The following is a 14,325-nucleotide window of genomic DNA, read 5'->3' on the forward strand; positions in this document are numbered from 1 at the left end:
ACTTCATGGCCATCCCCTCGTTCGTCGACCGGGTGAAGCTCACCGTCCAGGCAGGCAACGGCGGCCACGGCTGCGCCTCCATCCACCGTGAGAAGTTCAAGCCCCTCGGGGGACCCGACGGCGGCAACGGCGGCGAGGGCGGCTCGATCGTGCTGAAAGTCGATGACTCGCTGTCCACCCTGGTCGAGTACCACCGGCAGTCGGTCCGGAAGGCCACCAACGGGCAGCCCGGCATGGGCGACTTCCGCCATGGCGCCCGCGGTGAGTCGGTGGTGCTGGCGGTGCCGAAGGGCACCGTCGTGACGGACGCGGAGACGGGGGAACTGCTGGCCGACCTGACGACGCCGGGCGAGGAGCTCGTCGTCGCGCAGGGCGGCAGGGGAGGCCTCGGCAACGCCGCGCTGGCCACGGCGGCCCGCAAGGCCCCAGGCTTCGCTTTGCTGGGTGAGGAGGGTTCATCGCGCCTGATCCAGCTCGAGCTCAAGGTCGTCGCCGACGTCGGCCTCGTCGGATTCCCGTCGGCCGGCAAGTCGTCGCTGGTGGCCGCCATCTCCCGCGCCCGGCCGAAGATCGCCGACTACCCCTTCACGACGCTCGTCCCGAACCTCGGCGTGGTCGTCGCGGGTGACGTCACCTACACCGTCGCCGACGTGCCCGGCCTCATCGAGGGCGCCTCGGAGGGTCGGGGTCTCGGCTTCGACTTCCTCCGCCACATCGAGCGCTGCCAGGCCATCGTGCACGTCATCGACCTCGGGACGTACGAGCCCGGCCGCGATCCGGTCGCCGACCTCGAGACCATCGAGGCGGAGCTCGACGCGCACGGAGGCCTCGAGGACCGCGTGCGGCTCATCGCGCTGAACAAGGTCGATCTGCCCGACGCGCACGAACTCGCAGAGATCACCCGGCCCGAGCTGGAGCGCTTCGGCCACCCGATCTTCACCATCTCCACCAAGACCGGCGAGGGGCTGAACGAGCTGAAGTTCGCCATGGCCGACATCGTGGAGAAGCGCCGCGCCGCGCTGCCCGCACCGGTCGAGCGGAAGGTGCTGCGACCCGCACCCGTCGGCTCCCGCAAGGGGGAGAAGGTGGAGGAGTTCACCATCGCGAAGAAGGGCGACGGCGAGGGCGGCTTCGTGTGGCGCGTCCGCGGCGAGAAGCCCGAGCGCTGGGTCCGCCAGACCGACTTCACCAACGCCGAGGCCGTCGGCTACCTCGCGGACCGCCTCAACCGCCTCGGCGTCGAGACCAGGCTGCTGGAGATCGGCGCCCGCGCCGGCGACGCGGTGGCCATCGGCGGCGAGAACGCCGTCGTGTTCGACTTCGCCCCGCAGGTTGAGATCGGCGCGGAGATCCTCAGCCGTCGGGGCGAGGACCAGCGTCTCGAGTCCGAGCGCCCCGCCGTCGCGCGGCGCCGCAGGCTCGACGCCGAATACCACGCCGCCAAGGCGATCGACGCCGCCAGCCAGGGCGTCGAGTTCGATCCCGAGGGCGTCGATGAGGCCTGAGGTCACGGAGGCGGGGAGGATCGTCGTCAAGGTCGGCTCCTCCGCGCTCACGGGTCCCGGTGGCCGCCTCGATCCGGCGCGCGTCACCCAGCTGGCGCGCCTGCTCTCGGCCGTGCAGGCGCGTGGTATCCGGGTCGTGCTGGTGACCTCCGGCGCCATCGCCGCGGCGATCGGGCCGCTCGGGCTGAAGCGGCGGCCCCGTGACCTCGAGTCGCAGCAGGCCGCGGCGGCCGTCGGGCAGGGCCTGCTCATCCGAGCGTATGCGGACGCGTTCGCGGAGCACGACACGATGGTCGCGCAGCTGCTGCTGACCGTCGAGGACGTGCTGCGTCCCAAGACCTACCGCAACGCGCTGAACACCATCTCCCGGCTGTTCCGGCTCGGGGTCGTGCCGATCGTCAACGAGAACGACACCGTCGCGACGCACGAGATCCGGTTCGGCGACAACGACCGGCTCGCCGCGCTGATCGCGCACCTGGTGCGCGCCGACGCGCTCTTCCTGATGAGCGACGTGCCCGGCCTGTACTCGGCGCATCCCGAGACGCCCGGCGCCCGGTTGATCGAGCGGGTCGAGGACATCGCAGAACTGGACGTCGACACGTCGCGGGTCGGGTCCAAGGTCGGCACCGGCGGGATGACCACCAAGCTCATCGCGGCCGACATCGCCACCCAGGCCGGCGTGAGCGTCGTGCTCGGGCACGCCGACGACCTGGAGCGGGCCCTCGCCGGCGACGAGGTGGGCACGTTCTTCCCCGCCCGCCGGAAGCGCCGTCCCCGCAGGCTGCTCTGGCTGGAGTTCGCCGCCGAGCCACGTGGGGCCCTGCACATCGATGCGGGAGCGGTGCGCGCGCTGCAGTCCCGCCACGCGTCGCTGCTCGCCGCGGGGCTGACCGGCATCGACGGCCACTTCGCCGAAGGGGAGGCCGTCTCGATCGTCGGCCCCGACGGCATGCCCGTCGGCCGCGGTTTCGTCGGATACTCCAGCGCTCAGCTGACCCGCGAGGTCGGCCACTCCAGCGACGAGGCCGGCCACCACCGCCAACGCCCCGTCGTGCACCGCGACCACCTGATCCTCAGCGACTGAACCGCCTCGTGCACGGCGTGGCGAGGAACGGGCGGGAATCAGGTGCCCGGTTTCAAAATGTGTGAACCCGACCCGTAGGCTGCTGGGGTGATCGAGGTCTTCGGGTGGGTAGCAGCCGTCATCGGCATCGTGTCCAACATTCCGCAACTGGTGCGGATCCTGCGGGCCCGCACCAGCGCAGGCGTCTCGCTCCGGCTGTGGCAGCTGACGGTGGCGACGGCGTCGGCGTGGTGCGTGCACGGCTACCTCGTCCAGCAGCAGCAGATGCAGTGGCCCAACATGCTGATGGCGGCCGCGGGCCTTGTCATCGTCATCTTCATCCTCCGTGACAGGGGGCAGCAGCTCCTGCCCGCCCTCGTGCTGCCCGTCACCATGGCGCTGCTCCTCTCCTTCACGAACATCGTCTTCGGGGCCCTGGCCTTCGGCATCGTTGTCGCACTTCCGCAGCTCGTCGGCCAGGGGGCCCAGCTGCGCGAGCTCATCACCGCGCCCGACCTGACGGGAGTGTCCGGGGCCTTCCTCGTGATCTTCCTCGTGGTGCAGTCGATGTGGTTCTCCTTCGGGATCATGACGACGGACTGGGCGCTGATCACGTGCGCCGGCGCGATGGTGGTCATCTGCGTCGCCAACCTGAGCGTGTACCTGGTGCGCACCGCGCGCGCACGGGCCAGGATCCGCGCCGTCGACGTGTCCCCGGCCCGCTGACCGGGGCACGTCCACGCGACCTGAGGCGGCCGCGCGGTGTCTCGGCCGTCACTAGAATCGCACCCATGGACTTCCAGACCCAGGCTGTTGCCGCCCGCGGGGCGTCGCTCGAACTGTCGACGCTGACCAGGAAGGCGAAGGACGCAGCCCTGCACGCCATGGCCGATGCGCTGGCCGCGGTTGAGCCTGATCTGCTGGCTGCCAACGCCGAGGACGTGGCCGCGGCCCGCGCCGCGGGCACGGAGGAGTCGCTGATCGACAGGTTGGCGCTGAGCCCGGCACGCGTCGCCGGGATGGTGCAGGGGCTCCGCGACCTCGCCGCACTGCCAGACCCCGTCGGCGACGTCATCCGCGGCTGGCGGCTGGCGGGCGGGGTGAAGGTGACGCAGGTACGCGTCCCGTTCGGGGTGATCGGCATCATCTACGAGAGCCGACCCAACGTCACGGCCGACGCTGCCGGGATCTGCCTCAAGTCCGGCAACGCGGCGCTGCTGCGCGGCTCGTCGGCGGCCCTGCACAGCAACCGTGTCACCGTCGCCGCACTGCGCCGCGGGCTCGAGAGCGTCGGCGTCTCCCCTGACGCCGTGCACCTCGTGGAGGGCGGCCGCGACGTGACGGGCGAACTGATGCGCGCCCGCGGGCTCGTCGACGTGCTCATCCCGCGCGGCGGCGCCGGCCTGATCCGCGCCGTGGTCGACGGGTCCACAGTGCCCGTGATCGAGACGGGGACGGGCAACTGCCACATCTTCGTCGACGCCTCCGCGGACCTGGACTCGGCGCTGGCGATTCTGCTCAACGCGAAGGCCCAGCGCCCCTCGGTGTGCAACGCCGCGGAGACCCTGCTCGTGCATCGCGACATCGCCGACGCGTTCCTCCCGAAGGCGCTGGCCGCCCTTGCCGAGGCCGGAGTGACCGTGCACGGCGACGAGGCCACCGCCGGCTTCTCGGACGCCGTGGTGCCGGCCCGCGACGACGAGTACGACGCCGAGTACCTGACCCTCGACCTCGCCGCCCGCGTCGTGGACGGCATCGACGAGGCCATCGACCACATCCGCCGCCACACCACGGGCCACTCGGAGACCATCGTCACCGGCGATCGCCGCGCGGCCGACCATTTCATCGCCTCGGTCGACGCCGCCGCGGTGCTGGTCAACGCGTCGAGCCGGTTCGTGGATGGGGGAGAGTTCGGCTTCGGCGCCGAGATCGGCATCTCCACGCAGAAGCTGCACGCCCGCGGCCCCATGGGGCTGCAGGAGATGACGTCGTACAAGTACATCGTCGAGGGGGACGGACAGATCCGGTCCTGAGGCGAACGTGGGCGGGGATTGGTAGGATCCCGATCCATGACATTCCTTCTTGAGGCCGCGGCGTCGGAGCCGCTCGTGCCGAGCTGGGTCATGGGCCTGATCTTCCTGTGTATCCTCCTCGGCGTCGTCGCCTGGATCATCGGGTTCGGGTCCGGGCGCCCGCACTCCAAGTGAGTTCGACCGAACTCGCGCTGGCCCGCGCCGCTCACCAGGGCCGCCGGTACCGGCTCGGGGTGATGGGCGGCACGTTCGACCCCATCCACCACGGCCACCTCGTCGCGGCCTCGGAGGTCGCGTCGAAGTTCGGCCTCGACGAGGTCGTGTTCGTGCCGACGGGGCAGCCGTGGCAGAAGCGCGACCGTCTGGTCTCGCTCGCAGAGGACCGCTACCTCATGACGGTCATCGCCACCGCCTCGAACCCCCGGTTCTCCGTGTCCCGCGTCGACATCGACCGCGAGGGCGACACCTACACCGTCGACACGCTGACCGACCTGCGTCGCGAGCGGGGCGACGACACCGACCTGTTCTTCATCACCGGCGCCGACGCGCTCCGCCAGATCCTCACCTGGCGCGGCGCGGAGCGGCTCTTCGGGCTGGCGCACTTCGTCGGCGTCACCCGGCCGGGCGTGCCCTTGACCAGCAAGGACCTGTCGCACCTGCCGTCCGACGCCGTCACGCTGCTCGAGGTTCCCGCGCTGGCTATCTCCTCGACCGACTGCCGCGACCGGGTTCGTGCGCAGCAGCCGATCTGGTACCTCGTGCCAGACGGCATCGTCCAGTACATCGCCAAGCGGGGCCTGTATCCGGTCCCCGGGTTAGGGGTCCCTGATGACCGTTCCTGAGAACATCCTGAGCTGGGTCCGCGTCGCGGGCCAGGCCGCCGCCGACAAACTCGGCAGCAACATCGTCGCGTTCGACGTCTCCGAGATGCTCAGCATCACCGACATCTTCCTCATCGCGTCCGCGGGCAACGAGCGCCAGGTCGGCGCCATCGTCGACGGCGTGGAGGAGGCGCTCCTGAAGGTCGGCGTGAAGCCGACCCGCCGCGAGGGTGACCGCGAGAACCGCTGGGTGCTGCTCGACTACCTCGACTTCGTCGTGCACGTCCAGCACGACGAGGAGCGCACGCTCTACAACCTGGAGCGGCTGTGGAGCGACTGCCCGCAGATCGAGCTGAACCTGGACCTGCCCCCGGCCGAGGAAGCGTGACGTTCGCCGACGGGACGCGTCTGGTCCTGCTGCGCCACGGCCAGACCGACTGGAACTTCCAGGGGCGGTTCCAGGGCCGCGCCGACATCCCTCTCAACGCGACGGGGATCGCGCAGGCCGAGGCCGGACGCAAGCAGCTCGCGGACTTCGACTTCGACGCCGTCTACGCCTCTCCGCAGGCACGGGCGCTCGAGACCGCGCGTCTCGTCCGCCCGGGTGCGGACATCGTCACCGATCCCCGGCTGATGGAGATCGACGTCGGCACCTGGTCGGGCCGCACGTGGGACGAGGTCAAGGCCGAGATGCCCGAATACGACGAGCTCTACGCCAAGGGGATCGACTTCCGTCGCTCCGAGACGGGGGAGACCCTCGCCGAGGTCGTGGCCCGCGGGCTGCCGGCGGTGGAGGAGATCGCCGAGCGGCACCCGCGCCAGACGATCCTGGTCGTCGCCCACGGACTCCTGCTGAACCGCGTGCTGCACGGGCTGCTGGGCCTGAACGGCCGCATCCTCGGCGGCCTCGGCAACGCCCACTACTCGGAGCTGGACTACTCGCACGGCGGCTGGCGCCTGATCGCCCACAACGTCGGCCACTGATCGCGGTTTCCTGAGCTTGTCTCCTTCGGTTTCCTGAGCTTGTCTCCTTCGGTTCCCTGAGCTTGTCTCCTTCGGTTCCCTGGGCTTGTCTCTTTCGGTTCCCTGAGCCTGTCTCTTTCGGTTCCCTGAGCCTGTCTCCTTCGGTTCCCTGAGCTGGTCGAAGGGCGCCGAGCGCAGCGAGGCGAATCCCTGGCGTCAGCTGCGTCCCTTCGCTGCGCTCAGGGCGTTTCGACAAGCTCAACGACCCGGGCTGCCTGAGCTGGTCTGGGTTCCCTGAGCTTGTCTCCTTCGGTTTCCTGAGCCTGTCTCTTTCGGTTCCCTGAGCTTGTCTCCTTCGGTTCCCTGAGCCTGTCGAAGGGCGCCGAGCGCAGCGAGGCGAATCCCTGGCGTCAGCTGCGTCCCTTCGCTGCGCTCAGGGCGTTTCGACAAGCTCAACGACCCGGGCTGCCTGAGCTGGTCTGGTTCCCTGAGCCTGTCTCTTTCGGTTTCCTGAGCTTGTCTCCTTCGGTTCCCTGAGCTTGTCTCCTCGGTTCCCTGAGCTGGTCGAAGGGCGCCGAGCGCAGCGAGGCGAATCCCTGGCGTCAGCTGCGTCCCTTCGCTGCGCTCAGGGCGTTTCGACAAGCTCAACGACCCGGGCTGCCTGAGCTGGTCTGGTTCCCTGAGCCTGTCTCTTTCGGTTCCCTGAGCCTGTCGAAGGGCGCCGAGCGAAGCGAGGCGAGGAACTGACCGGCGGCGCTAGGTGCGTTCGTCGGTGCTCATGCAGCGGCCGGCTGCCCGGAGTTATCCCCGGACATGGGCGCGCATGGCATTCTCGCAGCCGGATCCGCCATCACTGAGTCATGGCATGGATGTACATCCTGGAGTGTGGGGACGGAAGCTACTACGTCGGTAGCACGTCGGATCTGGACGCGCGCATCGACCAGCACCTCATGGGCAAAGGCGGCAAGTACACCGCGGAGCGGTTGCCCTTGCAGCTTGCGTTCGCTCAAGAGTTCGAGACGGTCGATGAGGCATGGGCGATGGAGCGCCGGGTACACGGCTGGAGCCGGGCAAAGAAGAGGGCGCTGATCGACGGCCGCTTCAAGGACCTTCCTGACCTGGCCAGGAGCCGCAGCGATGAGGAGAGCTAGCCTCTTTCCGAGACGGGCACTGTTGGTGACAGAATTCTCGCCTCGCTTCGCTCGGCGCCCTTCGACAGGCTCAGGGAGCCGGTGGGGGCTCAGGGAGCGTATCTAGGCTCAGGGAACCGGATCTAGGCTCAGGGAACCCGGGGTCGTTGAGCTTGTCGAAACGCCCTGAGCGGAGCGAAGGGACGCAGCTGACGCCAGGGATTCGCCTCGCTGCGCTCGGCGCCCTTCGACAGGCTCAGGGAACCGGATCCAGGCTCAGGGAACCGGATCTAGGCTCAGGGAGCCGGTGGGGGCTCAGGGAGCCGGTGGGGGCTCAGGGAGCGTATCTAGGCTCAGGGAACCGGATCCAGGCTCAGGGAACCCGGGGTCGTTGAGCTTGTCGAAACGCCCTGAGCGGAGCGAAGGGACGCAGCTGACGCCAGGGATTCGCCTCGCTGCGCTCGGCGCCCTTCGACAGGCTCAGGGAGCCGGTGGGGGCTCAGGGAGCCGGGGAACCGGTCACTCGAAGACGGGCTGGCGGGAGATCCACTCCGACAGTGACACGCGCGGGCCGGTGTAGAACGGCGTCTCCTCGCGGACGTGGAGGCGGGCCTCCACGCCGCGCTGGTGACGCATCGCGTCGGTCAGGCGGTGCAGCTCGTCGGCCTCGAAGGCGAGGATCCACTCGTAGTCGCCCAGCGCGAAGCTTGACAGTGTCGACGCCACTACGTCCGGGTACTCGCGGCCGGCCATGCCGTGTTCGTAGAGCATCTTCGAGCGGTGTTCGTCGTCCAGGACGTACCAGTCGTAGCTGCGCACGAACGGGTAGACCGTCAGCCACGGGCGGGGGGCGAAGCCCGCGAAGCAGCTGGGCACGTGCGTCCGGTTGAACTCCGCTGGGCGGTGCACACCCATGACGGACCAGACTGGCTCCAGGTACTGACCGAGCGAGCTCTGCCGGAACGCGTGGTAGCCAGCCTGCAGGTCGCGTGGGTCGCTGGCAAGCGTCCACACCATCAGGTCCGCGTCCGCGCGGAAGCCGCCGACGTCGTAGAAGCCACGGACGGTCACGCCGGTCGACTCCAGGTCCTGCTCGGCGCGGTCGAGGGTCTCGTCGATCGCGGACAGCGGCGTGCACGTCGCGTAGACCGAGTACATCGCGTAGAGGGGGGAGGCGTTGATGGCCTCGAGGTCGACGTCGGTGGCGTCGCGCTCGTCGCGGCCGGGGTGCTTCACGGTCATGGGGGCTCCTTCGTCGGGTCGGGTGATCAGCGGGGGAGGCAGTGCTCGCCGGCGCACGGCGCGCAGGCCAGCGCGGCGGAGCTCAGCTCGCCGCGTGCGACGGCCGCCAGCTCGACGAGCTTGTCGACGAGCAGTTCGACGAACTCGGGATCGTCATCGACGGTGCCGGCCCGCACGTACGCCAGCCCCTGGGCCTCGGCGGTCTCGCTCGCCTGCGTGTCGAGGTCGTAGCGGACCTCCATGTGGTCCGAGATGAACCCGATGGGGGCCGTGACGACGCCGACGACGCCCTCGAGCTCCTCCATGCGGTCGTTGACGTCGGGCTCCAGCCACGGGATGTGCGGCGACCCGGAGCGCGAGCAGTAGGTCAGCTCCCAGTCGAGTTCCTCGCCCAGCTCGGCCGACGCCACCTCGGCGACCTTCTCCGCGACCCGCAGCGTCTGCGCGTCGTAGCGCGTCGACGGGGCGCCCGACCCGGAGGCGGCGTTCATCGCCAGCGGGATGGAGTGCGTCACGAACAGCAGCTTCGCTGTGCCGTCCCCGAGCTTCGCGCGCAGCTCCCGCCACGCGGCGGCGACGGCGCGGGCGTTGGCCCGGATGAACTGGGGGGACTCGGCGAAGGGTCCGACCTTGTCGAAGTGCACGGCCCCGTCGACGGCGGCCTCGGCACTGTCGAGGTCCTCGCGGTACTGGCGGCACGACGAGTAGGAGGAGTAGGCACTGGTGGCGAGCGCGGCGACGCGCTCGTGTCCGCCCGCGGCCAGCTGCTCGACCGTCTCGGCGAAGTAGGGGTGCCAGTTGCGGTTGCCGATCACGACGGGGACATCGATCCCGCGCCGGCCCAGCTCAGCCCGCAGCCGCTCCATCAGGGCGGCGTTCAGCTCGTTGAGCGGCGACTTCCCGCCGAACAGGTCGTAGTGCCGCGACACCTCGACGAGCCGCTCGTCCGGGATGTTCCTCCCGGCGGTGGCGTTGCGCATGAACGGCAGCACGTCCTCGGTCCGGTCCGGTCCCCCGTAGGAGGCCACGAGCACGGCCGTGTACGGCGCCAGGCTCACATGGCCTCCTGCATTCCGCTCACCGACTCCAGGTCGCACACCTTCAGATTCGTGACGGGGCATGTCTGCTCCTCCAGCTGGTCGGCATCGATCATGTCTGCCTGCCTGATGCCGTACAGCTCGGCCATCGCCGTCAGGTACGCGTCGGTGCGTCCCTCCTCGGCGGCCTGGTGGGCGCGCGCGGAGGGAACGTGAAGCAGGCGGGTCGCGAGCCGGCGCAGGGCCAGCGCGGCGTCCTCGTGCGTCAGGTCGCGGTGGGGGAGACGGGCGACCTCGTCGGCGACCATGTCCATCACGGACTCGCGCAGACCGACGACCACCGGGTCGACGACCCGGGCCCGCAGCTTGGTCATCGCTCCCGAGATGCCGGCGTTGACCAGCGACTTCGCGGCCCTGGCGTCCTCGGCGATGTGCTCACCGACGTGCTCCTGGATGGTGGCCAGGTCGATCACGCGGACGCCGTCGAGGGTCGCGACGTCGGGGGCGACGTCGCGCTTGAGCGACAGGTCGAGGAAGGTGTGGGGGCGAAGCACGTCGGCCGACGTGATCGCGAAGGCGCCCTGCCCGCGGCAGGTGATGACGAGGTCGGCCTTCGCGAGGCCTTCGGTCAGGTGCGTGACGTGGGAGATGTCGTGGCCAGCGGCGAACGTGGCGGCGCGCCCCGAGAAGGAGTGGACCGTGATGTCGGTCACGCCGCGCTGACGCAGGGACGCGACGACGGCGCCCGCGTAGGAGCCGGTGCCGACGATGAGCGCGCGGAGCCGCGGCCAGTCGATCGAGCCGATCAGGTCGAGTCCCGTGCTGACGACCGAACGGCCGGTCCCCTCGAGCGTGGTCTGGTTCGCGATCCGACGCGACGTCTTGAGCGCCTCCTCGATCGCGATGGTCAGCGGCAGCGACGCCTGGCCGGCCTCCTGCGACGCGCGCAGCGCGCGCTTGAGCTGGCCGGCGATCTCGCGCTCGCCGACCACCATCGAATCGAGCCCCGCGGCGACGCGGAACAGGTGGCCCAGCGCGGCCTCTCCGAGGTACAGATCCCACGCGGGGGCGGTGTCGTAGCCGCGGTTCAGCACGCTGCGCAGGCAGGAGTTCGGCACCTCGGCGACGGTGTCGAGGATGACCTCCACGCGGTTGCACGTGCTCAGGAGGACGGCGCCGGCGACGCCCTGATACGAGAGCAGGGCCTCGGCAACGCCGTCGATGTGTTCGCTGACCCGGGCGACTTCGGTCAGGCCCTGGCGGTCGTGTTGGATGGAGAAGACTCGCATTGTCACAGTGGGGCCCATTCAACCACTTTTCGGAGGGTGAGGCAGAATCTAGGCATCATGAGTGCACTGCTTTCCGCGCTGGGCGGACATCGTTCCAAGAGGCTCCCCGTCTGGTTCATGCGACAGGCCGGCCGATCACTTCCCGAGTACAGGATCGCCAGAGCCGACACTACGATCCTCGAGGCGTGCCTCCAACCCGACCTGGCCGCCGAGATCACGCTGCAGCCCGTCCGCCGCCACGGCGTCGATGCCGCGATCTTCTTCTCCGACATCATGACCCCGCTCGTGCTGGCCGGCGTCGACGTCGAGATCGTCTCCGGCATCGGCCCGGTCGTCGAGAACCCGATCCGCACGGCGGCCGACGTCGACCGCATCACCGGGAGCCGCATCGAGGACCTGAGCGCCATCACGGAGGCCGTCCGGCTCGTCGTGGCCGAGCTCGGCGACGAGACGCCGCTCATCGGCTTCGCCGGTGCCCCGTTCACGCTGGCCGCCTACCTCGTCGAGGGCCGCGGCTCCCGCGACCACCTCGCCGCCCGCTCGATGATGCACGCCGAGCCCGAGGCCTGGCACCGGCTGCTGGACTGGGCGGCGCGGCTGTCTGGCCAGTTCCTCACCGCCCAGGTCGACGCCGGCGCCCGCGCCGTGCAGCTGTTCGACTCGTGGGCCGGGTCCCTGACCCGCGCCGACTACACCGGCTTCGTCGCCGACCACTCTGCGACGGCGCTGTCGTCCGTGGCGGGGCGCGTCCCGCGCATCCACTTCGGCACCGGCACCCGTCATCTCCTCACCGACATGGCCGGCTGCGGGGTCGAGGCGATGGGCATCGACTACCGCATCCCGCTCGACGAGGCGGCCGCGGTCCTGCCCGGCCTCCCGCTGCAGGGCAACATCGACCCGGCCCTGCTGGCCGCCGGCTGGGGACCGTTGGAGGCCCACGCCCGCGACGTCGTCGAGCGGGGAAAGGCCGCGCCTTCGCACGTGGTCAACCTCGGCCACGGCGTTCCCCCCACCACCGACCCCGCGGTGCTCACCGACCTGGTGGCGCTCATCCACGAGCTGTGAGCCGCGTCACGGTGGTCGGCGGCGGGCTGGCCGGCCTGCTCGCCGCGTACCGGCTCCTCGGCCGGGGACACCAGGTCGTGCTGTTCGAGTCCGCTCCGACGCCGGGCGGGATGATCGCGTCGATCGAGCTGGCCGGGCTCCGCGTCGACTCGGGGGCGGAGGCCTACGCCACGCGCGGCGGGAACGTCGCGCCGCTGATGGCCGAGCTCGGGCTCGAGGTCGCCGGACCGACGGGGGACCCCTTCGTCTGGTGGCCAACCGGCAGCTACCCCCTGGCCACAGGGGTGCTCGGCATCCCGGCGTCCCGCGACGACCCCGCGCTGGCGGCCCTGACCGACGGAGAACGCGCCGTCGCCGCCCACGACGCGGAACTCGGATCCGAGGTCGGGGCGGACGCCACGACCGTCGGCGAACTCGTCGCCGCCCGGCTCGGGCAGGCGGTCGTCGACAAGCTGGTCGCGCCGCTCACCCAGGGCGTCTACGCCAGTGACCCTGCTCGGTTGTCGCTGGCCGTGGCTCCGGCGCTGCTGCCTGCGCTCGCGTCCGAGGGGTCGCTGATGGCGGCGGTGGCGAAGGTCCGGGGACCCGGCGCGCCGTCGGTCCAGCAGCCCGTCGGAGGCATGTTCCGCCTGATCGACGTCCTCACCGAGCGGGTCCGGGAGCTGGGCGGCGAGATCCGCCTCGCGATGCCCGTGACGGCCCTCGCGCCCGGTGCCAGAGGCGGCTTCGTCGTCACCTGCCGCGACGGGTCGAGCATCGACAGCGACCGGGTCGTGCTCGCCGCGCCCGCGGCCGTGTCGCTGCGGCTCTTGGCCCAGCTGGGCGTCGAGGCGGAGGTCCCGGCCGTGAAGAAGGCCCGCCACGTCATGCTCGCCGTCACGACCCCCGTGCTGCGCGACGACCCCGTCGGGTCCGGGGTCCTGATGGGCACCACGGCTCCGTCGGTCAGCGCCAAGGCGCTGACGCACTACTCCGCCAAGTGGCCCTGGGCCCGCGAGGGCACCGACGTCGAGGTGCTGCGGGTGTCCTACCCGGAGCACGTTTTCCCAACCCGCTCGCAAGCCGTTGCAGATGCGTCCGCGCTGACCGGGGTCGGCATCGACGACGCCGATGTCGTGGGTCTCGCGTCGCTAGGGTGGGAATCGATGCCAGTGCGAATCGCCCCCGCCACGCGCGACCACCTGCTGCAGGCCGCAGCGGGGGTCGGCGTCGAGCTGGTGGGCGCCTGGCTGGACGGCAACGGCATCTCCACCGTCGTCGCGGGAGTGGAGCGGGTGACCAGATGAGGCTCAGGCTCGGCACGCGCGGCTCGGCGCTGGCCGTCGGACAGTCCGGAATCGTCGCGGACCTGGTCCGCGGGCTGGGCCACGAGGTCGACCTCGTCCGCATCAGGACGGGTGGAGACGTCGAGCAGGGGTCCCTGACGAGGCTCGGCACGCTGGGCGTGTTCGCGGCCGAGCTGCGCCAGGCGCTCCTCGACGACCGCGTGGACTTCGCCGTGCACTCCCTGAAGGACCTTCCCGTCGCGCCGGTACCCGGCCTGACGATCGTCGCGGTGCCCGGCCGCGAGGATCCGCACGACGCGTTGTGTGCCCGCGACGGGCTCACGCTGGCCGGGCTTCCCGCCGGCGCCACCGTCGGCACCGGGTCGCCGCGCCGCGTCGCCCAACTGCGAGCGCTCCGCCCCGACCTGAGCTTCGTCGACGTCCGGGGCAACGTCGGGACGCGGCTCGCCCGGGTTGCGTCGGGAGACCTCGACGCCGTCGTGCTGGCCGCAGCCGGCCTGCGGCGCCTCGGCCTCGACAGCCACATCACGGACCTGCTCGGCATCCTGCCGGCCCCCGGCCAGGGGGCGTTGGCCGTCGAGTGCCGGGCCACCGACACCGAGGTGCAGGCCATCCTGGCGGCCCTCGACGACCCTGCTGTGCACGCCGCCATCGACGCGGAGCGGGCCGTGCTCGCCGGGCTCGGCGGGGGGTGCGCCGCACCCATCGCGGCCTGGGCGCACGACGGCATCATCACGGGCGGCGTCTTCGCCCTCGACGGCACCTCCGCGGCCCACGCCACCAGGGCTCTCGAGGCCGGCGCGGGTGAGAGGATCGTCGCCGACCTGCTCGCCGCGGGCGCCGCCGACCTCACCGACCTGGGCGCCACCCGCGGATCGCGGCTGGCCGAAC

14 protein-coding genes and 1 pseudogene are annotated in these 14,325 nt (G+C 70.8%); 12 read left to right on the plus strand and 3 right to left on the minus strand.

The window, feature by feature from the left end:
• Positions 1–5: 5 nt before the first annotated feature.
• From obgE to QH948_RS05345, 9 genes are all read left to right on the plus strand, one after another.
• Entirely contained in the window at positions 6–1,505 is a 1,500-nt protein-coding gene (obgE, locus tag QH948_RS05305) for a GTPase ObgE (protein WP_281145822.1), read from the plus strand.
• Positions 1,495–2,589, plus strand: coding sequence for a glutamate 5-kinase (gene proB / locus QH948_RS05310; RefSeq protein ID WP_281145823.1), 1,095 nt, complete (start codon positions 1,495–1,497; stop codon positions 2,587–2,589). The genes obgE and proB overlap by 11 nt, the downstream gene beginning before the upstream one ends.
• Positions 2,590–2,676: 87 nt before the next feature.
• Positions 2,677–3,294: a PQ-loop domain-containing transporter gene (locus QH948_RS05315; protein WP_281145824.1), complete on the plus strand. Its 618-nt coding sequence runs from the start codon at positions 2,677–2,679 to the stop codon at positions 3,292–3,294.
• 65 nt (positions 3,295–3,359) lie between these two features.
• Complete coding sequence (locus QH948_RS05320) at positions 3,360–4,601, plus strand: glutamate-5-semialdehyde dehydrogenase (protein ID WP_281145825.1); 1,242 nt, start codon at positions 3,360–3,362, stop codon at positions 4,599–4,601.
• Positions 4,602–4,637: 36 nt separating this feature from the next.
• Complete coding sequence (locus tag QH948_RS05325) at positions 4,638–4,775, plus strand: hypothetical protein (RefSeq protein WP_219080255.1); 138 nt, start codon at positions 4,638–4,640, stop codon at positions 4,773–4,775.
• Positions 4,772–5,443, plus strand: coding sequence for a nicotinate-nucleotide adenylyltransferase (gene nadD / locus QH948_RS05330; RefSeq protein WP_281145826.1), 672 nt, complete (start codon positions 4,772–4,774; stop codon positions 5,441–5,443). Before QH948_RS05325 ends, nadD begins: the two co-directional genes overlap by 4 nt.
• Complete coding sequence (gene rsfS / locus QH948_RS05335) at positions 5,430–5,810, plus strand: ribosome silencing factor (protein ID WP_281145827.1); 381 nt, start codon at positions 5,430–5,432, stop codon at positions 5,808–5,810. Before nadD ends, rsfS begins: the two co-directional genes overlap by 14 nt.
• Entirely contained in the window at positions 5,807–6,406 is a 600-nt protein-coding gene (locus QH948_RS05340; RefSeq protein WP_281145828.1) for a histidine phosphatase family protein, read from the plus strand. The genes rsfS and QH948_RS05340 overlap by 4 nt, the downstream gene beginning before the upstream one ends.
• An 848-nt stretch (positions 6,407–7,254) precedes the next feature.
• Positions 7,255–7,536 (plus strand): GIY-YIG nuclease family protein, encoded by a 282-nt coding sequence (locus QH948_RS05345; RefSeq protein ID WP_281145829.1) that lies wholly within the window; start codon positions 7,255–7,257, stop codon positions 7,534–7,536.
• A 498-nt stretch (positions 7,537–8,034) separates the two neighbouring features.
• Here the strand turns inward: QH948_RS05345 and hemQ are convergent, their stop codons facing one another.
• Genes hemQ through QH948_RS05360 form a run of 3 tightly spaced genes read right to left on the minus strand, consistent with a single transcriptional unit; the run spans position 8,035 to position 11,083 of the window.
• Positions 8,035–8,757, minus strand: a complete 723-nt coding sequence (gene hemQ, locus QH948_RS05350; protein ID WP_281145830.1) for a hydrogen peroxide-dependent heme synthase — start codon at positions 8,755–8,757, stop codon at positions 8,035–8,037.
• A 26-nt stretch (positions 8,758–8,783) separates the two neighbouring features.
• A complete protein-coding gene (locus QH948_RS05355) occupies positions 8,784–9,815 on the minus strand; it encodes a ferrochelatase (protein ID WP_281145831.1) in 1,032 nt (343 codons plus the stop codon).
• Positions 9,812–11,083: a glutamyl-tRNA reductase gene (locus QH948_RS05360; RefSeq protein WP_281145832.1), complete on the minus strand. Its 1,272-nt coding sequence runs from the start codon at positions 11,081–11,083 to the stop codon at positions 9,812–9,814. Before QH948_RS05360 ends, QH948_RS05355 begins: the two co-directional genes overlap by 4 nt.
• A gap of 57 nt (positions 11,084–11,140) precedes the next feature.
• Between QH948_RS05360 and hemE the strand changes: the two genes are divergently transcribed.
• The 3 genes and pseudogenes from hemE to hemC form a co-directional block, all read left to right on the plus strand.
• Positions 11,141–12,148, plus strand: a complete 1,008-nt coding sequence (hemE, locus tag QH948_RS05365; RefSeq protein ID WP_281145833.1) for a uroporphyrinogen decarboxylase — start codon at positions 11,141–11,143, stop codon at positions 12,146–12,148.
• A complete protein-coding gene (locus QH948_RS05370) occupies positions 12,145–13,434 on the plus strand; it encodes a protoporphyrinogen/coproporphyrinogen oxidase (protein ID WP_281145834.1) in 1,290 nt (429 codons plus the stop codon). Before hemE ends, QH948_RS05370 begins: the two co-directional genes overlap by 4 nt.
• Positions 13,431–14,315, plus strand: a pseudogene (gene hemC, locus QH948_RS14175) (hydroxymethylbilane synthase); the annotation flags it as partial. The gene QH948_RS05370 and the pseudogene hemC, both read left to right, overlap by 4 nt.
• Between the last annotated feature and the right edge of the window lie 10 nt (positions 14,316–14,325).

It is taken from the genome of Tessaracoccus lacteus, assembly GCF_029917005.1.
Classification (GTDB): Bacteria; Actinomycetota; Actinomycetes; order Propionibacteriales; family Propionibacteriaceae; genus Arachnia; species Arachnia lactea.